Origin of the sequence: Streptomyces parvus (assembly GCF_014648875.1) — a bacterium.
Lineage (GTDB): Bacteria > Actinomycetota > Actinomycetes > Streptomycetales > Streptomycetaceae > Streptomyces > Streptomyces parvus.
On record NZ_BMRY01000018.1, the window covers coordinates 45,289 to 68,501 of the forward strand.

Annotated in this window: 24 protein-coding genes and 1 pseudogene; 9 read left to right on the forward strand and 16 right to left on the reverse strand. The window is 72.4% G+C overall.

Annotated features, from left to right (window positions below):
• Positions 1-28 precede the first annotated feature (28 nt).
• The 3 genes from IE140_RS34300 to afsA all read right to left on the reverse strand — a co-directional run bounded on the left by IE140_RS34300 (position 29) and on the right by afsA (position 2,661).
• Positions 29-730 carry a ScbR family autoregulator-binding transcription factor gene (locus tag IE140_RS34300; RefSeq protein WP_093444593.1) on the reverse strand — a complete coding sequence of 234 codons (702 nt, stop codon included), beginning with the start codon at positions 728-730 and terminating at the stop codon, positions 29-31.
• A gap of 124 nt (positions 731-854) precedes the next feature.
• A complete protein-coding gene (locus IE140_RS34305; RefSeq protein WP_093444594.1) occupies positions 855-1,703 on the reverse strand; it encodes an NmrA family NAD(P)-binding protein in 849 nt (282 codons plus the stop codon).
• A 13-nt stretch (positions 1,704-1,716) separates the two neighbouring features.
• The gene (gene afsA, locus IE140_RS34310; RefSeq protein WP_093444595.1) at positions 1,717-2,661 is read right to left on the reverse strand and encodes a 2-oxo-3-(phosphooxy)propyl 3-oxoalkanoate synthase; all 945 of its coding nucleotides are present in this window, start codon (positions 2,659-2,661) and stop codon (positions 1,717-1,719) included.
• A gap of 160 nt (positions 2,662-2,821) precedes the next feature.
• On the opposite strand from afsA, the gene IE140_RS34315 reads away from it, so the two are divergent.
• Entirely contained in the window at positions 2,822-3,460 is a 639-nt protein-coding gene (locus tag IE140_RS34315) for a ScbR family autoregulator-binding transcription factor (protein ID WP_150193861.1), read from the forward strand.
• A 25-nt stretch (positions 3,461-3,485) separates the two neighbouring features.
• Here the strand turns inward: IE140_RS34315 and IE140_RS34320 are convergent, their stop codons facing one another.
• Entirely contained in the window at positions 3,486-4,451 is a 966-nt protein-coding gene (locus IE140_RS34320) for a GlxA family transcriptional regulator (RefSeq protein WP_150193863.1), read from the reverse strand.
• A 69-nt stretch (positions 4,452-4,520) separates the two neighbouring features.
• Here IE140_RS34320 and IE140_RS34325 point away from each other — a divergent pair, with 69 nt between their 5' ends.
• On the forward strand, positions 4,521-5,471 hold the full coding sequence (locus IE140_RS34325) for an NADP-dependent oxidoreductase (RefSeq protein WP_229827044.1): 951 nt from the start codon (positions 4,521-4,523) through the stop codon (positions 5,469-5,471).
• Between the two features lie 51 nt (positions 5,472-5,522).
• Here IE140_RS34325 and IE140_RS34330 read toward each other — a convergent pair whose 3' ends face one another.
• Positions 5,523-6,134 carry a LysE/ArgO family amino acid transporter gene (locus IE140_RS34330; RefSeq protein WP_093444597.1) on the reverse strand — a complete coding sequence of 204 codons (612 nt, stop codon included), beginning with the start codon at positions 6,132-6,134 and terminating at the stop codon, positions 5,523-5,525.
• 67 nt (positions 6,135-6,201) lie between these two features.
• Between IE140_RS34330 and IE140_RS34335 the strand changes: the two genes are divergently transcribed.
• Genes IE140_RS34335 through IE140_RS34345 form a run of 3 tightly spaced genes read left to right on the forward strand, consistent with a single transcriptional unit; the run spans position 6,202 to position 9,157 of the window.
• The gene (locus tag IE140_RS34335) at positions 6,202-7,143 is read left to right on the forward strand and encodes a LysR family transcriptional regulator ArgP (RefSeq protein WP_150193865.1); all 942 of its coding nucleotides are present in this window, start codon (positions 6,202-6,204) and stop codon (positions 7,141-7,143) included.
• A gap of 31 nt (positions 7,144-7,174) precedes the next feature.
• Complete coding sequence (locus tag IE140_RS34340; protein WP_150193867.1) at positions 7,175-8,245, forward strand: methyltransferase; 1,071 nt, start codon at positions 7,175-7,177, stop codon at positions 8,243-8,245.
• Positions 8,246-8,287: 42 nt separating this feature from the next.
• Positions 8,288-9,157 carry an endo alpha-1,4 polygalactosaminidase gene (locus IE140_RS34345; protein ID WP_150193870.1) on the forward strand — a complete coding sequence of 290 codons (870 nt, stop codon included), beginning with the start codon at positions 8,288-8,290 and terminating at the stop codon, positions 9,155-9,157.
• A gap of 30 nt (positions 9,158-9,187) precedes the next feature.
• On the opposite strand, the gene IE140_RS34350 is transcribed toward IE140_RS34345, so the two are convergent.
• Positions 9,188-9,976, reverse strand: a complete 789-nt coding sequence (locus IE140_RS34350) for a VOC family protein (protein ID WP_150193872.1) — start codon at positions 9,974-9,976, stop codon at positions 9,188-9,190.
• Positions 9,977-10,235: 259 nt separating this feature from the next.
• Between IE140_RS34350 and IE140_RS34355 the strand changes: the two genes are divergently transcribed.
• Positions 10,236-10,820, forward strand: a complete 585-nt coding sequence (locus IE140_RS34355; RefSeq protein WP_150193874.1) for a DinB family protein — start codon at positions 10,236-10,238, stop codon at positions 10,818-10,820.
• 40 nt (positions 10,821-10,860) lie between these two features.
• On the opposite strand, the gene IE140_RS34360 is transcribed toward IE140_RS34355, so the two are convergent.
• From IE140_RS34360 to IE140_RS34400, 9 genes and pseudogenes are all read right to left on the reverse strand, one after another.
• Positions 10,861-11,526 carry a lysophospholipid acyltransferase family protein gene (locus IE140_RS34360; RefSeq protein WP_032768905.1) on the reverse strand — a complete coding sequence of 222 codons (666 nt, stop codon included), beginning with the start codon at positions 11,524-11,526 and terminating at the stop codon, positions 10,861-10,863.
• A 185-nt stretch (positions 11,527-11,711) separates the two neighbouring features.
• Positions 11,712-13,313, reverse strand: a complete 1,602-nt coding sequence (locus tag IE140_RS34365; protein WP_150198288.1) for a glycoside hydrolase family 13 protein — start codon at positions 13,311-13,313, stop codon at positions 11,712-11,714.
• A gap of 169 nt (positions 13,314-13,482) precedes the next feature.
• Positions 13,483-14,436 carry a carbohydrate ABC transporter permease gene (locus IE140_RS34370; RefSeq protein ID WP_189461022.1) on the reverse strand — a complete coding sequence of 318 codons (954 nt, stop codon included), beginning with the start codon at positions 14,434-14,436 and terminating at the stop codon, positions 13,483-13,485.
• A gap of 17 nt (positions 14,437-14,453) precedes the next feature.
• A pseudogene (locus IE140_RS34375) lies at positions 14,454-15,417 on the reverse strand (carbohydrate ABC transporter permease).
• A gap of 5 nt (positions 15,418-15,422) precedes the next feature.
• Positions 15,423-15,608 carry a hypothetical protein gene (locus IE140_RS34380; protein ID WP_150198286.1) on the reverse strand — a complete coding sequence of 62 codons (186 nt, stop codon included), beginning with the start codon at positions 15,606-15,608 and terminating at the stop codon, positions 15,423-15,425.
• Between the two features lie 299 nt (positions 15,609-15,907).
• Positions 15,908-16,069, reverse strand: coding sequence for a hypothetical protein (locus IE140_RS34385; protein WP_010060665.1), 162 nt, complete (start codon positions 16,067-16,069; stop codon positions 15,908-15,910).
• A gap of 173 nt (positions 16,070-16,242) precedes the next feature.
• Positions 16,243-16,782 (reverse strand): DUF6630 family protein, encoded by a 540-nt coding sequence (locus IE140_RS34390; RefSeq protein ID WP_150198284.1) that lies wholly within the window; start codon positions 16,780-16,782, stop codon positions 16,243-16,245.
• Between the two features lie 153 nt (positions 16,783-16,935).
• Positions 16,936-17,148, reverse strand: a complete 213-nt coding sequence (locus IE140_RS34395) for a hypothetical protein (protein WP_100560713.1) — start codon at positions 17,146-17,148, stop codon at positions 16,936-16,938.
• 2 nt (positions 17,149-17,150) lie between these two features.
• Entirely contained in the window at positions 17,151-17,870 is a 720-nt protein-coding gene (locus IE140_RS34400; protein ID WP_150198527.1) for an alpha/beta fold hydrolase, read from the reverse strand.
• Between the two features lie 229 nt (positions 17,871-18,099).
• Between IE140_RS34400 and IE140_RS34405 the strand changes: the two genes are divergently transcribed.
• The 3 genes from IE140_RS34405 (at position 18,100) to IE140_RS34415 (ending at position 22,142) form a co-directional block, all read left to right on the forward strand.
• The gene (locus tag IE140_RS34405; protein WP_150198525.1) at positions 18,100-20,139 is read left to right on the forward strand and encodes an ATP-binding protein; all 2,040 of its coding nucleotides are present in this window, start codon (positions 18,100-18,102) and stop codon (positions 20,137-20,139) included.
• A gap of 42 nt (positions 20,140-20,181) precedes the next feature.
• On the forward strand, positions 20,182-20,685 hold the full coding sequence (locus IE140_RS34410; protein ID WP_109177341.1) for a GNAT family N-acetyltransferase: 504 nt from the start codon (positions 20,182-20,184) through the stop codon (positions 20,683-20,685).
• Positions 20,686-20,999: 314 nt separating this feature from the next.
• Entirely contained in the window at positions 21,000-22,142 is a 1,143-nt protein-coding gene (locus IE140_RS34415) for a serine hydrolase domain-containing protein (protein WP_150198336.1), read from the forward strand.
• A 5-nt stretch (positions 22,143-22,147) separates the two neighbouring features.
• On the opposite strand, the gene IE140_RS34420 is transcribed toward IE140_RS34415, so the two are convergent.
• Entirely contained in the window at positions 22,148-23,137 is a 990-nt protein-coding gene (locus tag IE140_RS34420) for an alpha/beta fold hydrolase (protein WP_150198334.1), read from the reverse strand.
• Positions 23,138-23,213 lie beyond the last annotated feature (76 nt).

The window sequence follows — 23,213 nt, forward strand, 5'->3', positions numbered from 1 at the left end:
CGGACGCTACGGTCCGGCTGACGACTGGTCAGGTCGGCTCCGCAGTCAGCGCTGCCGTCTCCTCCGCCTCGCCGACCGCGGACGCAGCGAGTGCGGGGGCCAGGGTCGACGCCACCGCGCCCGTCCCGGCCGGGTCCAGGAGCGGCAGGGTCTTCGCGGCGGCGAGCCGGGGCAGCAGCAACTGCCAGAAACCGGTGAGCCGGTACGGGGACAGCCACTCGGTGTCGTGACGGCCGAGGACCTCGAATCCGGCCGTCACGGCGACGGTCGCGGCTGCCGCGTCCTCGCAGGCGATGTCGTCGGCGAGGGTTCCGGCGGCGGCCGCCTCTTCCAGCAACTCCCGCACGCGGTGGTGCCACTCCAACCGCAGGTCCGGGGCGGCGGCCCGCTCGCCGTCGCAGCTCAGCCGGAATCCGGCGCGACTCACGGGGTCCCCGCGCAGCAGTTCCACGAGGGCGTGCGAGGTGTCGACGAGTGCCTGCAGGGCGGTGTCCGTCCTGCGCCGGATCGCGGCGGACATGTCGCGCAGCCCCCGGGACGCCTCCGCCACCACGGCTTCCGCGACCGCGGCCTTGTTCTCGAAGTGAAAGTGCAGCGCCCCCGTGCTGACGCCCGCGCCGGAGCTGATCAGCGTCAGCCTGGCCTGGGCGTAACCGTGCTGTTCGAAGACGACGGCGGCGGAGCGGATCAGCGCCTGGCGGGTCCGGGTGGCGCGCTCCTGTTTGGTCATGGAGTTATCAAACCAACTTACCGGTTTCATTTCCAGGGAACGAGACAATGACCCATTCCCTGACCGGTCGGACAGTTCGGCAGTCGGGCATTCGGCGCGCTTTCGCCGAGCCGGGCAGCCGCTCCTATCCGGCCGCGAACGCGTCCGCGTGGTCGGCCGACCAGGTGCGGTACGTCCTGGCCCCGCGGCCCGTCAGCTCCTGGACCGTGGGCACGATGGCCGCCTTCGCGCCCGCCCGCTGTCGCTCCGCGCTCTCCAGGAAGGCTTCCGCGACGGGCCGCGGGTACTTCGCCAGCAGGGCCGCACGTGCGGCGTCCAGGCCCAGTTCCTCGAAGCGCAGCGGCCGCCCCAGCACCCGGGAGAGCTGAGCGGTCTGTTCCCGCGCGGTGATCGCCTCCGGGCCCGAGACGGCGTACGCCCTGCCCTCGTGGCCGGTGCCGGTGAGGACGGCGACGGCCACCGCGGCGACGTCGCGGGGGTCGATGCACGCGACCGGGGCGTCGCCGTACAGGGCGCGCACCACTCCCGCCGAGCGGATGCCGGGCGCCCAGGACAGCGTGTTGGACATGAACGTCCTGGGGCGGACGAAGGTCCAGGCGATCCCCGACTCCCTGATCGCCTCTTCGTTCTCCCGCTGACGCCGGGTGATGAAGTCGTCGGCTCCCGGTTCCTCCACCGCCATCATGGAGAGCTTGACCAGGTGGCGGACGCCCGCCGCGTGGGCCGCCCCGGCGACCCGCTCGTCGTCGGGCTCCGTGGGGCTGTTCGTCACCAGGAACAGCGAGTTGACGCCCCGCAGGGCCCGGTCGAGGGCGGGACGGTCCCCGTACGCCCCCTCGACGACCTCGACCCCGTCCCCGCGTACCGTCACGCGGTCCGGGCGGCGGGCGAGAATCCGTACGGGACCGGCGGCCGCCAGCAGTGCGGCGACCTCGCGGCCCACCGCTCCGGTCGCCCCCGTCACGAGAATCACTGGGAAAGACCTCTCAGCCGTCGGCCCGGGGACCGGACAGGAGTGTGGAGAAGACCGGTTCGCCGTCCTGCTGACCTGTCACCCGGACCGTCACCGTGTCCTCGGCCTCTTCCGGCTGGATCACCGCGCTGATCCAGCAAGGGCTGCCGAACTCGGCGTACCGGTGGAACCGGGTGCTCGCCTCCGCCGGAACGATGCCGCCGGGCCCCGCCGCGAGGCAGGCCGCCTGACGGGCCGCCTCCAGCAGCAGCATGCCCGGCACATGGTCGTTGGGGCGCTGGAACAGCGTCGGGTGCCGGGTGTCCACGCGCAGCTCCCAGACGCCTTCGCGGCCGGTGTCCGAGAGCACCACGTCCTCGGTCCTGCTCCGGCCCGCGCGGGCGGCGTCGACCGGCGCCGCCTCCGGTATGGATATCCCCTCGGCGGGGGCGTCGCCGCGCATCCGCCGGTACACCTTGGGGTTCGTGAAGCGGGTCGCGCCCATGCCCGTGGCCGCCAGCTCCCCGCCCCGGTGCACCGCCCAGCCCACACGCCCCTGCACGGGCAGCCCGCTCCGCCACTTCAGGTCGGAGCAGAACACCTCCACGTCTATCTCGGTGGGAGCTCCGCCGACGCCCAAGTGGTCCTGGTGGCACACGTAGTCCAGGTCCGCCATCAGGAAGTGGTAGCCGAGCGGAACGCCGTACCCGGCGTGGAAGGCGAGCATGGCCGCCTGCCGCATCGCTTCGGCGACCAGCAGCGGATCGTGCCGGTCGCCACCCACCGGAGCGAAGAACGGATGATCGTGCGGCAGGACCGCCGCCACCGAGAACCGATCGTGCGCCAGACGGACCCAGTTGCGGGGAAACGCGTCCTCCGGCCTGGTCCGGTGCACCATGTCGATCCCCACGGGATGCACCATGTCGGCCTCCGAATCCATTGCCGGCACCGAGTCGATCAGGGCTGCTGCTTCGGGCATAACTCCCCCCAGGGGTCATGTGATGGCGAGCCGTTTCTGCGATGCACGTGCACTGATAAGATACAGACTCAGCGGTTTTTTTTCTATCCCCGGCAGGGTCGCCCCTCCCCACACCGTCCCGGCCGTTTCCCGGGCCATCCGGCCCAGCAAAGGAGACAGGATGGCCAAGCAGGACCGGGCGATCCGCACCCGCCAGGCAATCCTGATGGCAGCGGCGCAGGCTTTCGAGAAATACGGTTATCAAGCCGCGACGATCACCGAAATACTCAAAAGCGCCGACGTGACGAAAGGCGCTCTCTATTTTCATTTTCCGTCCAAGGAAGATCTCGCGCTCGGTGTTCTCCATGCCCAGGAGCCGCCGCAGACCGTTCCGGAGCAGTCACTCAAACTCCAGGAACTCATCGATCTGGGGATGCTGTTCAGCCACCGCCTGCAGACCAGTCTCCTCGCCCGCGCGGGGGTGCGCCTCTCCATGGACCAGCAGGCCCAGGGCCTCGACCGCAGCGGCCCTTTCCTCCGCTGGCAGGAAGCCACCCACCACCTCCTCGCGCAGGCCAAACACAACGGTGAGCTGCTCCCCCACGTCAACCCCACCGAGACGGCCGACCTGTACGTGGCCGCCTTCACGGGCACCCAGGCCGTATCCCAGACTCTCACCAACTACCAGGACCTGCAGCGCCGCCACATCACGCTCCAGCAGCACATCCTCCCCAGCATCGCCGCGCCCTCGATCCTCACCGCCCTCGATCTGACGCCCGCGCGCGCCGAACGCCTCGGCCGCCTGACTCCGGAGGACTGAACCGGCCGGGGCGCCTGTGCGCTCCTCATGGCCGCCCCGCCGCGAGGACCGCGCCACGGAACGTCCGCCGGTAGGCCAGTGGAGTGACGCCGATCGCGGCGTGCAGATGCTGGCGCAGTGAGGCGCCGGTGGAGAACCCGACCTCGCCCGCGATCTCGTCCACCGCCAGGTCCGTGGACTCCAGGAGGTGCCGGGCCCGGTCGACCCGCTGCTGGACGATCCACCGGCCCGGACTCATGCCAACCTCCTCGTTGAAGCGTCGGACGAAGGTGCGCCGGCTCATCCGGGCGTGCTCGGCGAGGCTCGCCAGGCTCAGCGGCTCCTGGAGGTTGCGCAGCGCCCAGTCGCGGGTCGCGGCGGTGTCGTTCGCCGCCGGAGCGGGCACCGGCTGCTCGATGTACTGGGCCTGTCCTCCGTCGCGCCAGGGAGGTACGACGCAGAGCCGGGCGACCCGGTTGGCGATCTCGCTGCCGTGGTCCGCGCGGACGAGGTGCAGGCAGACATCGACGCCGGAGGCCGCTCCGGCCGAGGTCAGGACGCCCCCGTCGTCGATGAAGAGGACGTCCGGGTCGAGCCGCACCTGGGGGTACCAGGACCGGAAGAGCTCCGCGAGCGCCCAGTGGGTGGTGGCCCGTCGGCCGTCCAGCAGTCCGGCCGAGGCGAGGAGGAAGGCGCCGGTGCAGATGGAGACGATGCGGGTGCCGGGGCGTACGGCCGCGAGCGCGGCGAGGGCGTCCGCAGGCGCCTCCCGGGTGAGGAGAGAGGTGTCGAAGGGCGGGATGACGAGGGTGTCCGCCGTCGCCAGCACCTCGGGACCGTGCTCGACGGTGATCGAGAAATCGGCGTTGGTGCGCACCGGGCGGCCGTCGACCGTGCAGGTCACGACGGAGTAGCGGCCGTCGGCCGCGCCGAGGACCCGGTTGGGGATGCCGAGCTCGAAGGGATACACCCCGTCGAGGGCGAGTACGGCGACGCGGTGGACGTTTCCCATGGCACGATCCTGTCGAAAGATGGCAATCATGCCATGGTACGCCGGGCGGACAGGAGTGAGGCTGGACGCATGACGAAGAACGAGAGCATGCGCGCCATCAGCCAGAGCGTCTACGGAGGTCCCGAGGTACTGGAGGAGGTCCGGCTTCCCCGGCCCGTCGCGGGACCGAGTCAGATCACGGTCGCCGTCCGGGCGGCCGGAGTGAACCCCACGGACTGGAAGCACCGGGGTCAGGGGATGTTGCTGGACCGGCTGCCGCTGGTCCTGGGCTGGGACGTGTCCGGGGTCGTGGAGTCGGTGGGCTTCGGGGTGACCCTCTTCAAGCCGGGCGACGAGGTGTTCGGCATGCTGCCCTACCCGTACGGTGTCGGCTCCCACGCCGAGTTCGCGGTCGGCCCGGCCCGCGCCTTCGCCCACAAGCCGGAGGGCGTCGACCACGTCCAGGCGGCCGCCGTCCCGCTCGCCGCGCTCACCGCCCGACAGGCGCTGGTCGACACGGCGGACGTGCGCCCCGGGCAGCGGGTGCTGATCCACGCCGCCGCCGGCGGGGTGGGCCACCTCGCCGTACAGATCGCCAAGTCGCTGGGGGCGTACGTCATCGGCACCGCGAGCGCCGCCAAGCACGAATTCGTGCGCGGGCTCGGGGCGGACGAGGTCATCGACTACCGCACCGTGGACTTCGGGGACGCGGTGAGCGACGTCGACATGGTGCTCGACCCGCTCTCGGGCGAGACCCGGGCGCGTTCGCTCGATGTCCTGCGCCCGGGAGGCACGCTCGTGTCGCTGCTGCCGGGCGGCGACCCGGCCGAGGCGGCGAAGGCCGCCGCGCGGGAGATCCGGGTGGAGAACCTGCTGGTCGAGGCGGATCACGCGGGCATGACGGCCATCGCCGATCTGATCCGGGCCGGCGAGCTGCGCGCCCATGTCGAGGCGTCCTTCCCGCTCGCCGAGGCGGCGAAGGCGCACGCGCTGGGCGAGACGGGCCGCACCACCGGCAAGCTCGTCCTCGTGGTGTCGTAGACCGCGGGGCGCCCCGGCGCCTCCTCCCCGGGCGGAAGAGGCGCCGGGCATTCAGGCGCCCAGCAACAGTTTCGTACCCAGGCCGATCATCATCACGGCGACCAGGCCGTCCAGCACCCGCCATGCGGAGGGCCGGGCGAGGACTCCGCTCAGCAGCCGGGCGCCGAACCCGAGGGTCACGAACCAGCACAGGCTGGCGAGGATCGCGCCGAGGCCGAAGGTCCAGCGCAAGGGGCCCTGGTCGGCGGCGACGGACCCGAGCAGGAACACGGTGTCGAGGTACACGTGGGGGTTGAGCCAGGTCATCGCCAGGCAGGTCAGCACGACGCCCCGGCGCGACGGGGCCGGGGCGTCCGCCGCGTGCAGGGCGGACGGGCGCAGCACCCGGCGGGCGGCGAGCAGTCCGTAGGCGATCAGGAACAGGCCGCCGAGCAGGCCCACGACGGTGAGCGCGGAGGGCCAGGCGACGACGACCGCGCCGACGCCGGCGACGCCCAGCGTGATGAGCACCATGTCGGACAGGGCGCAGATGCCGACCACAGCGAGGACGCCGTCCCGGCGGACGCCCTGGCGCAGCACCAGGGCGTTCTGGGCGCCGATGGCGACGATGAGGGAGAGGCCGGTACCGAATCCGGCGGCCGCGGTGGTCAGGGCGTTCGTCATGCGGCCGACGCTACGGAGCACGACAACGCGGCGTCCAGCTAAAGATTCTTACGTATCATTAGCATCCATGATGTCCGAGCTTCCTCTCGATCAGGTGCGCACGCTGCTGGCCGTGGTCGACGAAGGCACTTTCGACGCGGCGGCGAACGTGCTGCGGCTGACACCGTCGGCGGTCAGCCAGCGGGTGAAGGCGCTGGAGCAGCGCACGGGCCGGGTGCTGCTGATGCGGACGAAGCCGGTGCGGCCCACCGAGTCCGGTGAGGTGGTGGTGCGTTTCGCCCGCCAGCTGTCCCGGCTGGAGCGCGACGCGCAGACGGCGCTCGGGATGTCCGGGCCGGGCGAGCCGACGCCCTTGTCGATCGCGGTGAACTCGGACTCCCTGGCGACCTGGTTCCTGCCCGCCCTGCGGCGCGTACCGCAGGAGCTGGACCTCGCCTACGAACTGCGCAGGGAGGACCAGGACCATACGGCCGCCCTGCTGCGGGAGGGGCTGGTGATGGCCGCGGTGACGTCGTCGCCGGAGGCGGTGACGGGGTGCTCGGTGCGCAGGCTCGGCCGGATGCGGTATCTGCCGGTCGCCGAACCCGCTTTCGCCGACCGGTGGCTGGGGCGGCGGGCGGGCGCCGATGTGCGCGAGCTGATCGAGGACGCCCCGGTGGTCGGCTTCGACCGGCGCGACGACCTGCAGGACTCCTTCGTGCGCCGGCTCGTCCCCGGGGCCCGGGCGAGTTCCCGGCGTCATCTGGTGCCCAGCTCGGAGGGGTTCGCGAGCGCCGTGGCGGCGGGCATGGGCTGGGGCATGGTGCCCGACGTCCAGGCGGAGCCGTTGCTGCGCGAGGGCCGGCTGGTGCTGCTCACTCCGGACCACACCGTGGACGTACCGCTGCACTGGCAGCAGTGGAAGCTGGACTCGCCCGCCCTGGCGACGGTGGCCGAGGCGGTGGCGGCGGAGGCCGCCGAGACACTCGCGGAAGGACGGCCGATTGCCCCTCGACCCCTTCGAGGTTAGGTTTACCTAACCCAACAGGGAGGTGCGGAACATGACGGATGGTCAGGGTCAGGAGCCCCGCAACAACGAGGACGCGCCGGTGGATTGGCAGGCGCGCGGGGCCTTGTCACGGCTCGTGCTCGGTCAGATGGCCACGCAGGCGCTGGGCGCGGCGGTGCGGTTCGACGTCTTCGACCGGATCGGGTCGGGCACGCTGAGCGCCGACGCGCTCGCCGAATTCCTCGGCACCCATCCGCAGGCCACGCTGCGTCTGCTGCGCGCCCTGGCCGGACTCCAACTGCTGTCCGAGACGGAACCGGGCCTCTTCAGGACAACCGCGGCGGGCGACTTCCTGCGCACCGGCACGGCCGGCTCGATGGCCGCGATGGCCCGGATGTTCACCGATCCGGTCATGCTGCGGGGCTGGGACCTGCTCGACGAGAGCGTGCGCACGGGCCGGACCACGTTCAACACAGTGTTCGGAACCGACTTCTTCGGCCACCTCAAGCAGCACCCCGAACTGTCCGCCGCGTTCAACGAGGCGATGAGCCAGGGCACCCGGCTGACCGCCGCCACCGTGCCGCACCACTTCGACTTCGGACGCTTCAGCACCCTGGTGGACATCGGCGGCGGCGACGGCACCCTGCTGGCCTCGGTCCTGCGGGAGCACCCGAAGCTCCGGGGTGTCCTGTTCGACACGGCCGAGGGGCTCGCGCAGGCGCCGCGGCGGCTGGCCGACGAGGGCCTGGCCGAGCGCGTCGCCCTGGAGACCGGCGACTTCTTCGCCTCGGCCCCGGCCGGCGGCGATCTCTATCTGCTGAAGAGCATCATCCACGACTGGGACGACGAGAGGTGTGCGACGATCCTGCGGCACATCCGGGACGTCATTCCCGCCCACGGCTCCCTGCTGATCGTCGAGCCGGTGCTGCCCGCCACCGTGCCGGCGGACCCGCCGGGGGGTGTCTACCTCACCGATCTCAACATGCTGGTCAATGTCGGCGGCCGGGAACGGACCGCGGACGATTTCGCGTCTCTGTGCACGGCGGGCGGCTTCGTCCTGCGCGGCGTGACGCCGCTGCCCGCGCCGAACATCTTCCAGATCATCGAGGCCTCGCCGGCCTGACGGGCCACCGCGAAGGTCCGAAGTCCTCGCACAGGAGTACCTATGCCCCACCCCGCCGTACGTCCTCCGCTCCGCCGCAGGCGGGTCCTCGCCGCGCTGGCCGGCGGGATCGCGGTCGCGGCGGGGGCGGGGCTGCTCCTGTCCCACGCCGCCGCCACCGACTCCCCGGACACGGCCGCCGAGGCCGCGCCGGAGGTCGTGCCGCCCGCGGCGAACGCGGCCTTCGACTATCAGATCGGCGGCGCGTACACCCCGCCCGCCGGGGTCGAGGCCGTCTCCCGGGACCGGGGCTCCCGGCCCGCCGAGGGTCTCTACAACGTCTGCTACGTCAACGCCTTCCAGACCCAGCCCGACGCCCTCGACCGGTGGGAGAAGGACAATCCGGATCTGCTGCTGCGCGATGCCGACGGCGACCTGGTCAACGACGAGGCGTGGGGCGAGGCGCTGCTCGACACCTCGACCGCGGGCAAGCGCACCCGGCTGGCAAGGATCGTCGGTGACTGGATCGACGGCTGCGCGGAGTCCGGTTTCCAGGCGGTGGAGCCGGACAACCTCGATTCCTACGAACGTTCCGACGGTCTGCTGACCCGGGCGGACAACGCGGCGTTCGCGAAGCTCCTGGCCGGCCGCGCGCACGGGGCCGGCCTGGCGATCGGCCAGAAGAACACCACGGACCTGCTGGGTCAGCGCGAGGAGATCGGGTTCGACTTCGCCGTCGCCGAGGAGTGCGGCCGCTACGACGAGTGCGCCGACTACGCCTCCGCGTACGACGACAAGGTCTTCGTCGTCGAGTACACCGCGGACGACTTCAGGGAGGCGTGTTCGTCCGTGGGCGCGAAGGTATCGGTGGTACGGCGGGATCTCGACGTCGTCCCGGCCGGGCGTCCCGGATACGTGTTCCGCGCCTGCTGAGCCTCCGTGCGGCGGCCGGGGCCCTTCGGATCACGCCGGGTGGGCGCAGACGGTGAAGACGCCGCCGTCGGGGTCTCTGATCACCGCTTCGCTCCCGTCGGCGGGCGAGTCCACCGGCGGGCCCACCGCTCCGCCCGCCGCGCGGGCGGCCTCGGTGACCTCTCCCAGGTCATCGACCCGGAAGCGGACGTGCCAGCGCGGGCGCAGCAGAGCGTCGGGGGACGCCGCGTCCCCGCCGCCACGCAGGGTGGCCACGGTGCGGCCGCCCTGCCGTACGACGACGGCGTCCTGCCGGTAGGCGTAGCCGACCTCGCAGCCGCCGGGTTCCTCGGAGGCCCAGCCGAACACCTCGGCGTAGAAGATCGCGGAGTCGAAGGCGTGGCTGGTGCGCAGTTCCAGGGAGGCCGGCGCGCTGTCGCGGCCGAACGACCAGGGTGGGGTCCGGCCCTCCCAGAAGCCGAACGCGGCCCCCTCCCGGTCGGCGGCCATGGCCCCGCGTCCGGGCCCGATCCGGATCGGGCCGACGGCGATGGTGCCGCCGCGTTCCCGGACCCGGGCCGCGGCGGTGTCGACGTCCTGGACGGCGAAGTAGGGGGTCCAGGAGACGACCGTGGGCAGTCCGGGGGCGATCTGTCCGATCCCGGCGACGGGCAGGGCGCCGACGTGGGCGACCGAGAAGCCCTCGCCGAGGGTGCCGGAGCGGAAGGTCCAGCCGAGAACGGTCCCGTAGAACTCCTCGGCGGATCGCAGGTCCCGGGTCATGAGGCTGACCCAGCACGGGATCCCGGGCACCGGAGTGCTCTGTTCTGCCTCGGTCATCGGGATCCGTCTCCTCGCCCCCGGTGGTGACCCGGCGAACGCCGACGGCGGTCCGGCCGGGTGGGCCTGCTGGTCACCGGCCGTTCTCGGACCGGTACGCTCCGTGGTGTCGTACGCCCTCGGAGCAACACGCCTCCATACCTACGCCGCCCCGGGCGCCGCCGCCACCCGGGACGCGTCCCGGGACGGGCGGGGTGCCCGCCGCCGCCCGTCCGAGGCGGGAGAGTGTCCTGTCGGTGCCCGGTGACAGACTGCGCGCATGACCCTTTCGCAGCCGAAGGCTGATCTCCAGCGTTATCTGCAATCCGCTCGCGACGCCCTGTTGTGGAAGCTCGAAGGGCTCTCGGAGTACGACGTCCGCCGCCCTCTGACGCCAACCGGTACGAACATCCTCGGGCTGGTCAAGCATGCCGCCGGGGTGGAGCTGGGCTACTTCGGCGACACGTTCGGGCGGCCCTTCGGCGAGGTGGTGCCCGCCTTCGAGGACGACGCCGAGGCGAACCAGGACATGTGGGCGACCGCCGACGAGTCCCGTGCGGACATCCTCGCACTGCACCAACGGGTGACCGAGCACGCGGACGCGACGATCGCCGAGCTGCCCCTCGACGCGGTGGGCCGGGTCCCGTGGTGGCCGGACGACCGGAGCCGGGTGACGCTGCACCAGATCCTGGTCCATGTGATCTCCGACCTCCAGCGGCATGCGGGGCATGCCGACATCGTGCGGGAGCTCGTCGACGGGGCGGTCGGGCTGCGCTCCGGCAACGAGAACATGCCGCCGGGCGACCGCGCCTGGTGGGAGGGCTACCGGCAGCGCCTGGAGCAGGCGGCCCGCGACGCGAGGTAGCCGCTCTCCCGGTCGCGTGGCGCGCTGCGGCGTGGCGCGTTCAGCGTCCGGTGAGCGCCGCGGGTTCACCGAGGTGGTGCGCCGCGGTGCGCCAGGCGGCGGTGACGGCTGCACGGGCGGTGGCGGTCGCCGCCTCCACCTCCGGCGGGAGGTGCAGCGGGGAGCCGAGGTGGACGTGGAGGCGGGGGCGGCGGGCCGGGGCGGTGAGGAGCCCGGAGATCTGCTTGACGCACCGGCCCGAGGTCACCCGGCGGGCGCCTGCCTGACCGAGCGGCACGACGGGCGCTCCGGAGGCGTGCGCGAGGCGGGCGAGACCGCTGCGGAAGCTCTCCGGCGGGGCCTCTGCCGCGTCCAGGCGGCAGGGCAGCCGTCCTTCGCCGTAGATGAGGAGATGGCGGCCGTCCCTGAGTGCGACGGCGGCCGCGTCGAGGGCGCCGGCCGCCCGGTGGGTGTTGCGGTGCACCGGCACGTGGCCGCCCTGTTCCAGGAGGCGGCCGAGGACCGGGATGCGCCACAGGCCCGCGGTGGCCATGACGACGGGTTCGACGCCCAGGCGCAGCAGTGCGGCGAGGACGATGCCCGGGTCGGCCAGGGAGGTGTGGTTGGCGACGATGATGCTGCCGGCGGCGGGGGCCGTGGCGTGGTCGGAGGTGACGGTGAGACGTCCGAGCGAGGGGACGACGGTGGCGGCGATGCGGCTGAGCACGGTTCTCCCTGGTTCCGGCGGGCGCGGCCGTCCCGGTGGACGGCGGTGCGGTGCCGGGCCTGCCCTTCCCGGCTTCGCCCGCCACGCCTTCATCGTCGTGGCGGGCGGGGCCGGGGGCCTGAGTGCGGATACTCAGGACTCCTGGGGCGATCGCCCCCGCAGCGCGTGAGCCGGGGCGCCCCGGCTCAGACGGCCAGCCACACCGCCGTGTCCCTTGGCAGCCGGCCGTCGGAGTCCAGGGGGCCGCTGCTGAGCAGGACCTCGGTGTGGGCGGGGAGCTGTGCGGGGTGCTCGGCGAGGTTGACCGCGCAGACCAACTGCTCGCCCCGGGCGAACAGGAGGAGGCCGGGCTCCTCGCTCAGCCAGCGCAGCGGTTCGGTGTGCAGTGCGGTCAGGGAACGCCGTTGCCGCAGGGCTTCGCGGTAGAGGGCCAGCATGGAGCCGGGGTCGCGCTCCTGGAGGTCGGCCGCGCGGGACGGCCAGTCCGCGGGCAGCGGAAGCCAGGGTTCCACGGTGGAGCCGAAGCCGGCGAAGGGTTCGCCGGCCGCCCAGGGCAGCGGGGTGCGGCAGCCGTCGCGGCCGGGGGCCCGCCCCTGGGAGCGGAAGTACATGGGGTCCTGAATGCGGTCCAGCGGTACGTCGGCCTCGGGGAGGCCCAGTTCCTCGCCCTGGTAGAGGTAGACCGAGCCGGGCAGGGCGAGCGAGAGAAGGGCGGCGGCGCGGGCGCGGCGGGTGCCCAGTTCCAGGTCGCTGGGGACGCCGAACGCCTTGGCCGTGAAGGCGAATCCGGTGTCCTCGCGGCCGTAGCGGGTGACGGTGCGGGTGATGTCGTGGTTGCAGAGGACCCAGGTGGCGGGGGCGCCGACGGGGGCGTGTTCGGCGAGGGTGTCGTCGATGGCTCTGCGCAGCAGTCCCGCGTCCCAGGGGCAGCTGAGGAAGGTGAAGTTGAAGGCGGTGTGCAGTTCGTCGGGGCGGAGGTAGCGGGCGAAGCGCTCCGCGTCGGGGAGCCAGACCTCGCCGACGAAGATGCCGCCGAACTCGTCCGCGATGGCGCGCCAGCTCCGGTAGATGTCGTGCAGCTCGCCCCGGTCGACGTACGGGTGGGGCCCCTGGTGTCCTTCGAGGTCGGGAAGGGCCGGGTCCTTGGCGACGAGGGCGGCGGAGTCGATGCGCACCCCGGCGACGCCTCTCTCGAACCAGAAGCGCAGGACGTCCTCGTGTTCCTGGCGTACGGCGGGGTGCGCCCAGTTGAGGTCGGGCTGTTCGGTGGCGAAGAGGTGGAGGTACCACTCGCCGTCCTCGACGCGGGTCCAGGGCACTCCCCCGAACTCGCTCTCCCAGTCGTTGGGGGGCAGTTCGCCGTGTGCGCCGCGGCCGGGGCGGAAGTGGAAGAGTTCGCGCTCCGGGCTGCCGGGACCGGCGGCGAGTGCCGCCTGGAACCAGACGTGCTGGTCGGAAACGTGGTTCGGGACGATGTCGACGATGGTGCGGATCCCGGCCTCGCGGGCTTCGGCGATGAGCTTCTCGGCCTCGGCGAGGTTGCCGAAGGCGGGGTCGACGGCCCGGTAGTCGGCGACGTCGTATCCGCCGTCCGCCATCGGGGACAGGTACCAGGGGGTGAGCCAGAGCGCGTCGACGCCGAGTTCGGCCAGGTAGGGCAGCCGGGACCGTACGCCCGTCAGGTCGCCGGTGCCGTCCCCGTCGCCGTCGGCGAAGCTGCGGACGTAGACCTGGTAAATGACGGCCGAGCGCCACCAGTCGTCGGCGGCGAGCTGGCTGCCTTCCATAAGGCGGGTTCCTTTCGGGCGGGCGCGGTCGCCGGCGGGGTGGGCCGGTCCGCGCGACAGGGAGGAGCGAGGGAGCTGGGGAGGGTCTGACGCCGCCGCCCCGGAGCGGGGTGGGAAGGCCGGGGACGGCGGCGGGTCCTGGGTGGCTGGGCCACCGGGGTGGCGTGGGTCAGCCCTTGGTGCTGCCCGCGCTGATTCCGGCGATGATGTGCCGTTGGAAGACCAGGAACATCAGGACCATCGGGATGCTCGCGATGACCATGGCCCCGATCAGGACGGTCAGCGGGACGTTCTGGGAGAGCTGCACGAGAGCCACGCTGATCGGCTGTTTCCCGGTGTCGGAGAAGACCATCAGCGGCCAGAGGAAGTCCTGCCAGACGGCGACCAGCGCGAAGATCGACACGACGCCGAGGACGGGCCTCGGCAGGGGCAGGACGATGGACCAGAGGGTGCGCAGCTTGCCGGCCCCGTCGATCTCGGCGGCTTCCAGGACGTCGCGCGGGATCTGGTCGAAGAACCGTTTGAGCAGGTAGAGGTTGAAGGCGTTCGCGACGGCCGGCAGCCAGATGGCCAGCGGGTCGTTGAGCAGGTTGACGTGGATCAGCGGCATGTCGGCGATGGTGAGGTACTTCGGTACGACGAGGGCCTGCACCGGGACCATGAGGGTGGCGAGGGTGCCGCCGAGGATCACGTTGCCGAAGGCGGGCTTGAGCTTGGACAGAGCGTAGGCGGCGGCGGTGCAGAAGACGATCTGCAGCACCCAGGCGCCGGTCGCCTGGACGACCGTGTTCCACAGGTGGGTCGGGAGCCGCATCAGGTCCCAGGCGTCGGTGTAGCCGCTCACCTGCCACTGCTCGGGTACGAGGGTGGGCGGGGTGCGCACCACTTCCTCGGGCGGTTTCATCGCGCCCGTGACCATCCAGTAGACGGGGAAGAGGAACGCGAACGCGAAGAGCAGGACGACGAGGGTGAACACCGACCAGTACGTGACCTTGCCGCGGCGTCCGGCGAGCGCCAGCGGTGAGATGACGGTGCGTACGGAGCGGGCGGCCGGGGTCTCGCCGGTGCGCTTGGCGCGGACGGCGGACGCCTTGGCCACCGGGGGCGGAGCTGTCTGGGTCATGGCGGGCGACGCTCCTCTCAGTCGGTGCGGGTGAGTCGCAGATACAGGGCGGAGAACGCGCTGAGCACCAGGAGGAGCATCACGCTGAGGGCGGACGCGCCGCCGAAGTCGTTGTAGAGGAAGGCGTACTTGTAGATCAGGTAGAGCACGGTGACGGTGGAGTTCTCCGGGCCGCCGCCGGTGATGACGAAGGGTTCGGTGAACACCTGCATCGTCGCGATGACCTGGAGGAGCATCAGCATCAGGATGATGAAGCGGGTCTGCGGGATCGTGACGTGCCGGACGCGCTGCCAGACGGACGCTCCGTCGAGCCGCCTCGTACAGCTCGCCGGGTATGCCCTGGAGGGCGGCGAGGTAGATGAGGACGGTGCCGCCCATGTTGGCCCAGGTGGCGACGGCAACCAGCGAGACGAGCGCGGTGTCGGCGCCGTTGGTCCAGTTCGACGTCGGCAGGTGGAGGAAGCCGAGCACCTCGTTGGCCAGGCCCGCGCCCGGATCGTAGAACCACTTCCACAGCAGGGCGCTGACGACCGGCGGGATCATCACGGGGAGGTAGACGACGACCCGGAAGAACGCCTTGGCGTGCCGGAGTTCGTTGAGGACGAGCGCCATGACGAAGGGAATGGCGAACCCGATGACCAGGGCGAGCACGGTGAAGGTGAGTGTGTTGCGCCAGGCGGCCGTGAACTCCGGGTCCTGGAAGACCCGGGTGAAGTTCGCGGTGCCGACCCACTCGGGGTCGGAGCCGGGGGTGTACTTCTGGAACGCGATGATCACCGACCGGACCGCCGGGTACCACGAGAACAGGATGAAGCAGAGCAGCCCGCCGATCAGGAACCCGTACGCGGTGGCCTGGTCGGCGATCTTCCTGCGCAGCGGTCGCCGGGGCCCGCGGCCCGCCGGGTGCGCGTCCCCCGGGGGAGGCGTCGCACCGGCGGACCGCCCTCTCGCGGGCGCTGCGGGGTGGGAGGTGGTCTTCATGGCGTTCAGCCTCGGGCCAGGATTCCGTCGATCTTGGACTGGGCGTCCTTGAGCAGGGCGTCGATGTCCGCGTCCTTCTTCGTCAGGACGGCTGAGACGGCGCCGGCGGGGGCGCGGCTCCGCGAGGCCCGGACCGCCGCGAGTGCGGCGCGGGCGGCGTCGCGGGGCGGGCGTCGCGGGCGGCACGACAAGCAGGTTTCCCGCCCTTCGGCGGCCGGCTGGGAGCGCTCTCCACGCGGTTGCGTGGACCGCTCACCGAAGCACGGCCGCCGGGGCGATCGCGGCGGGTGGCCGGGGGGCCGCGGCGGTGAAGGGCCCGTCGTTCGGGGCCCGGCCTGCCGCGGCCTCACCCACGTCCATCGACGACGGCTCTTCAGCAAACCATCGCGTCGCGAACGCAAGAATATGGCAATAGTTGCAGGACGTTTATCGTCCCGTGATGGACTTGGCCGCCTTGGGGCGGCTGCCACCGGGTGGTTCCGGCGCGCTGCTAGCGGGCTGCGGCGGCTGCTCGTACGGTGCCGAAGTCGAGGGCGCGGTCGGCCTCGCGCAGGACTTCCTCGGCCACCCGGCGGACTTCGGCGGGCACATCGCCCTGCTCCTCCACGAGGCCGGCGTAGATCGGTGCTTCGGTGCTGTCTGCGGAACTCATACGGTTTGTTTCCCCGTCGGTCTGGTGCGGAACGCCTCCGCGGGTCTGCGGAGGCGGGGGCGAGTGTACGTGGTGGGCGACGGCGGTCGCGATTCCGTTCCGGCGCGCGGACCCCGCCGCACCTGCTGGAACCGCGTTCCCTACCGCCCTCCCGGCGGCGGGCGAGATCTCCGTCACGGCCTGCCGGGGTCCGTGCCGAGTTCGTACGCGGAAAAGCCGGCCCTGGCGGCGAGCGCGGTCAGCTCGTCGGTCCGGGCCGCCCGCAGACCGACCACCGGGTAGCAGTCGGAGTCGATGTCGAGGACGGCCAGAGCCGCACCGATCTCGCGGTAGTGGCGGCCGCACGCGTGCAGGAACTCGTCGGTCGGCAGGGTGGACGTGTCGGCCTCGAAGGGCACCCATGGATCCACGGAGGGCCGCGACTCCAGCTGCCGCAGCTGGGCCCGGATCTCCTGGGGGTCCTCCTTCCAGTCGAGCTCCGCGAGCAGACCGTGTGCGGCGAGCGCGTCGACGAGCGCGATCCAGGCGAGGTCGTCGACCGGTTCGTCGATGCCCCGATCGTCCAGCCGGTCCGCGAAGGCGCTCACGTAGTCGTGCGGGCTGTCGTGGGCGCGGAGCACCTCCTCGGCCACGTCGGGGTGCGCCGGGGCGAGCAGGGCGGCGATCTCGGCCAGGGAGGCGCGGACCGGGTCGGCGTCGTGGGGGTCGGGCATGGCGAGGTCTCCTCCGCGGCCGGGCGGCCGCCGGGTCGTCGGCAGTTCGGTCGGGTGATGTCGGCAGTGCTGTCGTAGGTCGGGGGGAGCCGGCCGGGGAACCGGTCGAGGGGGGCCGGTCGGGGGATCCGGTCGGGGAGAGCCGGTCGGGGCTCAGCCGCGGCGGCGTCGGGCCTCGGGCAGGGGGCGGTGGCCCTCGGTCCACTCGTTGACCCAGCCGCAGCCCGAGCAGGCGTACCGCCCGTCGAGGCCCGCGATCAGGGTGCCGCACCGCGCGCAACCGATGTAAGTGATCTCCGGATGCTCCGTGGCCGCCTCGTCCGGTGGGCGCCGCTCCGGGCGGGCCGGCCGGGATGAGGTCGACATGGTCAGGCGTCCGTTCCCGGGAGGTCCGATCCTGCCGCGTCGAGCAGGATCCGGGCGAGCTCGCGCGGCTGCGAGAACATCGGCCAGTGGCCGGTGTCCATGGTGACCAGTCGCCAGCGCTCGCTCGTCAGCAGCTCGGCCACCCCGGGGCTCGGCTCGGGCCAGTCGAGCAGGCACTTGACGTACGTCGCGGGCAGCAGTCCCAACGGACGTGCCAGGACGGCGGGCTCGGTGAGGGTGCCGCCGGGGTGGGGTGTCGAACCGCCGAGGAAGCGGGCGATCTGCTCGTCGGTGAGGCCCTGGTCCGCGCAGTCGGCGGCGGCCGGCGGCGGCCAGAAGCCCTCGTTGGCGGCGATCGCGGCCTCCACCCCGGCCCGGCCGTCGGGCCACCCGGAGACGAACGACTCGCCGTCGGCCGGGACGCCTGAATCCACGAAGACCACGCGGGCCAGCCGGTCGCCGATCCGCTCGGCCGCCTGCCCGACGGGAATGCCCGCGTAGCTGTGTCCGACGAGCACCACGTCGCGCAGGCCGAGGCGCTCGACCTCGTCGACGATGTCCTGGACGTGTGTCCCCGGCCCGGCGGGCACCCCCCGCTTGTCGGCGAGCCCCGAGAGGGTCAGCGGGTGGACTCCATGACCGGCAGCGCGCAGGTCGGGCTCCACGTCGCGCCACGCCCACGAACCGAGCCACGCCCCTGCCACGAGTACGAATTGCGTCATGCCCGCAACGTAGCGCAGGGGTATGACAGCGCCTCTCCGTACGCGTGACGGGGCCGAGAGCCCGGGGTTCGGCGGGCCGTTCCCGGCGCCCGAGGCACTGCCGCGGCCGCCTCCACACCTTTCGAACGACGCCGCTCACCGATCGAAAGAGATGCATTGTCGGCCGTTTCTGACTGCTTTTCGCTATGAACGGAGGCGGTGGGCCCTGGCGAGGCAGGATGTCCCCGTGATGGGCAACCTTCCCGTCGTGACGACCAGTTTCGTGGGCCGCACCAGCGAACTGGTCAGCATCGAACGGGCACTTCGAGATCATCGGCTGGTCACGCTGACCGGCAGCGGCGGGGTCGGCAAGAGCCGGCTGGCCCTGCGCACCGCCGAGCGTGCCCGGGGCCGGTACGCCGACGGCGTCTGGTGGGCCGATCTGTCCCATCTTCACGACGACCAGTTGCTCGCCACGACGGTCTGCGACGGCGTCGGGCTCCTGGACCACAGCCCACGCCGGCCGGTGGCAGCCCTCGGTGAATGGCTGTCCGGAAAGAGCCTCCTGCTCGTCCTCGACTGCTGCGAGCGGATCGTCGGCCCCTGCGGCCGGCTCGTCACCGAACTGCTCGCCGCGGCCCCGGGGCTGACGGTCCTGGCCACCAGCCGGGAGCCGCTGGGTTCGGCGGGCGAGACGTGCGTCGAGGTGCCTCCGCTGTCCGCGGGGGACGACGGCGACGACGCCGTCCGGCTCTTCCACGAGCGCGCGGCCGCCGTCGCCCCGGATCTCTCGCTCGACGACCCCGCGAGCGCGGCCGCCGTCGCCGAGATCTGCCGCCGCCTCGACGGCATACCGCTCGCCGTCGAACTGGCCTGTGCCCAGCTCCGCGAGAGCAGCGCGCAGGAGATCACGGTGCGGCTGGCCTCCCGGACGGAGGACCTCACCGACGACACCGTCTGGCCGCGCCGCCACCGGGCCCTGCGCACCACCATCGGCTGGAGCCACGAGCTCTGCGCCCCGCTGGAGCGGCTGCTGTGGGCGCGGCTCTCCGTCTTCCGCGGCGTCATCACGGTCCCGGACGCGGAGGCGGTGTGCGCGGGCGGGCCTCTGGGCGCCGAGGCCGTCGCGCCCGCGCTGGAACGCCTGGCCGACCAGTCCGTGCTCCGGCGGACCGGGGACGGCTACCGGATGCTGGACACCCTGCGCGAGTACGGGGCGATGTGGCTGGCCGAGCTGGCGGAGGACGCGCTCCTCGCCGACCGGCACGCCCGGCACTTCGCCCATGTCGCCGTCCAGGCGTACGCGGGCTGGCTCGGGCCCTCGCAGGTCCTCTGGTACCACCGGATCGCCGACACCCACGCGGATCTGTGCGCGGCCCTCGACCATCTGCTGTCCGAGGACCCGGAGATGGCGATGGAGATGGCCGGGTGCGCCGGTCTCTTCTGGAGCTGCTGCGGCCATCTGCACCAGGCCCGTACGTACCTGGAGCGGGTGCTCGCCCTGCCGCTCTCCGCCGGGCCGCACCGCACCCGGGCGCTCTGGGCCCTGGGGATCACGCTGACCCTCCAGGGCGACCACGAGGCGGCCCGCCGTGTCGGCGAGGAGTGCGAGCAGGCGGCCCGCCGCGACGAGGACGCGGAGGCGGTGCTCCTCGCGGCCCACTCCGTGAGCTTCACGTACCTGATGATGGGCCGGCCGCTCACCGCGTACTCCGTCAGCGACCGCGCGCTGGCGGACCATCCGGGGGATCCGGCCGACGCGCCCTCGCAACTGCGCTGCCGGGTGATACGCCTGTTCTCCCTGTCGGCGCTCGGCCGGCTCGACGAGGCGTACGAGGAGGCCATGCGGCTCCAGCGGATCAGCCTGCGGTTCGGCGAGCACTGGGCACGGGCGTACGCCGATCATCAACTCGCCCTCATCCACCTGCTCCAGGGCCGTCCCCGTCATGCGGAGAGCCACGCGCGCGCGATGCTCGCGAGCAAGCACGAGCTCCACGACAGCCTCGGCATAGCGCTCGGCCTCGATCTGCTCGCCGGAGCCATCGCCGCCCAGGGGAACGGGGTGGCCGCGGCCCGTGCCTCCGGTACGGGGCACGCCTACTGGCGCATGATCGGCCACCCGCACCGGGGCACCCCGGAGCTCGGGGCGATCCGCGAGCAGTGGGAGCTGAGGGCCCGGCAGGCAGCGGGCGACTCTGCGTACGAGCGGGCGTACCGGCGCGCCTCGGCCGCCGATGCCGAACGCGGCCTGGTCCTCGCGCTGGAGCGCGGGAACTCCGGTCAGCGCTGATCCACCGGACTCCTCCGGGGAGCGCGGGCTTAGCATCCGGGTATGACGTCGATCAACCGACTCCGCCTTGACCACGCCGAGGCTCTGCTCGCCTTCGAGCGGGAGAACCGGACCTACTTCGCCGCGTCCATCACCGACCGGGGCGACGCCTATTTCGCCGAGTTCGCCGAACGCCATCGCGTCCTGCTCGCCGAGCAGGACGCGGGGCTGCACCACTTCCACCTCATCGAGGACGCCGACGGCGGCGTTCTCGGCCGGATCAACCTCGTCGAGGTGCGGGAGGGTTCGGCCGAGCTGGGCTACCGGATAGCGGAGAAGGCCGCGGGGCAGGGGCTGGCCACCTGGGCGGTCCAGCGGATCTGTGTGCTGGCGGTCGAGGAGTACGGGCTCACCTCCCTGCGCGCCGAGACGACGCTGGACAACACGGGCTCCCGCGCGGTGCTGGCGCGTTCGGGGTTCGAGCCGCTGGAGGACGTCATGTTCGGTGACCGCCCCGGGCGGCGGTACGTCCTGGACCTGAGCGGGGGCGCTCCCCCGGCCCACTGACCGCCGCGCTCGGAGAACGGCAGCCAGGGGCGATGGAGAAGGAAGGAACGGGCGGGGGCCCGGCGCGCGGCCCGGCACCGGCGGTGTTGCAGTGGTCGCCCGGATGGTCCACCTCGGGGGCAAGCGCCGTCCGGCCGCCCGATGCTGGGGCTCGCGGGAATGGTCCGTACATCGGCCGCCCGCCCTTCGCCCACCGCCTTCAGGAGGCCCCCGTGCCCGCACGTTCCCACCCGGACGCCCCGCTCCCCCGCCCTCGGCCCCGGCGGCGGAGAGCCGTCGTCGCCGCCCTCGCCGTCGGATCGCTCACCGGGCTGATGAGCGGCCCGGCCCACGCGGGCGGTGACAGCGGCCCGGACGGGGGCGGCGGCCCGCACGGACCGGCCGACCCCGCGTTGCGGCGCGGGCTCCAGGCGCTCGTCGACACCCCCGGCGGGCCGCCCGGCGCCATCGCAGTCCTCACCGTCGACGGCCGGAGCGAGGTGTACCGGGCGGGTACGTCGCAGCTCGGCACCGGGCGTCCGCCCCGCACCACGGACCACATGCGGATCGCGAGCACGGCGAAGGCCTTCAGCGGTTCGGTCGCCCTGCAGCTGACCGAGCGGGGCGCGCTCGGTCTCGACGACACCATCGGCCGGCGGCTGCCCGCGCTGCCCGTCGCCTGGCACCGGGTGACGCTCCGCCAGCTCCTGAACCACACCAGTGGGCTCCCCGACTACACCGAGGATCCGAGGTTCATCGCCGAGCTGACGGCCGATCCCCGCAGGCACTTCGACTCCCGCCGGCTGCTGGACTACGTCGCCGGGGACCCTTTGCGGTTCCGGCCCGGGTCCGCGTACCGCTACTCCAACTCCGACAACATCGCCGTGGCGCTGATGGCCGAGGCGGCGACGGGCCGGCGGTACGAGAAGCTCCTCGCCGAACTCGTCCACCGGCCGCTCGGCCTGCGCGACACCAGCCTCCCGCAGGGGTACCGGCTGCCCACGCCCTATCTGCACGGCTACGCGGTGGACGAGCCGGGCGCGCCGGAGGACGTCAGCACGGTGCTCAGCGCCTCGGGTGTGTGGGCGTCGGGCGGTATCGTCTCCACGCCCCGGGACCTGGGGACCTTCATCCGCGGTTACGCCGGCGGGCTGGGGCTCGGCCCGGCGGTCCGCAAACAGCAGTTGTCGTTCGTGGCGGGCAGCTCCGAACCCGCCGGTCCCGGGCGTAACAGGGCCGGTCTCGCCGTCTTCTCGTACGCGACGCGCTGCGGCACCGTGTACGGCCACACCGGCAACTTCCCCGGCTACACCCAGCTGGCCGCGGCGACCAAGGACGGCAAACGGTCCCTGACCGTCTCCCTCACCTCCCAGGTGAACAGTGCGACGAACCCGCGGCTGCTGGCCACGCTCCGCGAGCTCCAGGAGGACTTCGTCTGCCGGCTGCTCGACCGCCGGAAGCCGGGCGGTGCTTACTAGAAGGTTCAGCCCTGGAGGGCGGCGAGCCAGTCGGTCAACAGGCGGTTGACCTCGTCGGGGCGCTCCTGCTGGATCCAGTGGCCGCAGCCGTCCAGGAGGTGGGAGGCCGTGAGGCCGGGCAGGGTGGTGGGGTAGGCGTCGATGGCATCCGACATCCAGGTGGTGGAGGCGTCCAGGGTGCCGCCGATGAACAGGGACGGCTGTTCGACCGGGGCTCCGCGGTACGGGGCGAGGTCTTCCCAGTCCCGGTCCATGGTGCGGTAGCGGTTCAGTGCGCCGGTGATTCCCGCGCGTTCGAACTCCCCGGTGTAGACGTCGAGGTCGTCCTCGCTCAGCCAGGCCGGAAGGGCTTCTGTCGGGAAGCGGTCGCGCAGCCGGCCGCCGTCACGGGCGACGAAGTGCGGGTCGGGATCGTTCGGGGCGGGCATGGTGTCGGCGGACAGGGCGGCGTAGAAGCCCGCGAGCCAGCCCCGGACGTCGGGCTCGATCTCCGCCTCCGCACGGCCCGGCTCCTGGAAGTAGGAGACGTAGAACTCCTGCTCGGGGCCGCCGATCCGGCTGAAGACGTCGGTGGGGCGGGGGCCTCCGGGAGGCGCGTAGGGGACGCTCAGCAGGGCCACCGCCGTGAAGGCCTCGGGGTGGAGCAGGGCGGAGGCGGAGGCGATGTTGGAGCCCCAGTCGTGGCCGACGATCACCGCGCTCTCCTCGCCGAGGGCGCGGACGACGGCGACGTTGTCCGCCACGAGGTCCAGCATCCGGTAGGCGTCGGTCTCGGCCGGCCTGGAGGAGCGGCCGTAGCCGCGCACGTCGATCGCCACCGCCCGGTAACCGGCCGAGGCGAGGGCCGGGAGCTGGTGCCGCCAGGAGTACCAGGACTCGGGAAAGCCGTGCACCAGCAGGACCAGCGGGCCGGAGCCCTGCTCGACGAGGTGCAGGCGTCCGGCCGGCGCCTCGACGGTACGGTGACGCGGTACGGCGGACGGTTCGGGCTGCATGGGAGGTTCTCCTCGGCTCGCGGACGGACGCGGGTACCCGACGATCATGCGGCGCGGTGTCCGCCCGACGCGATCA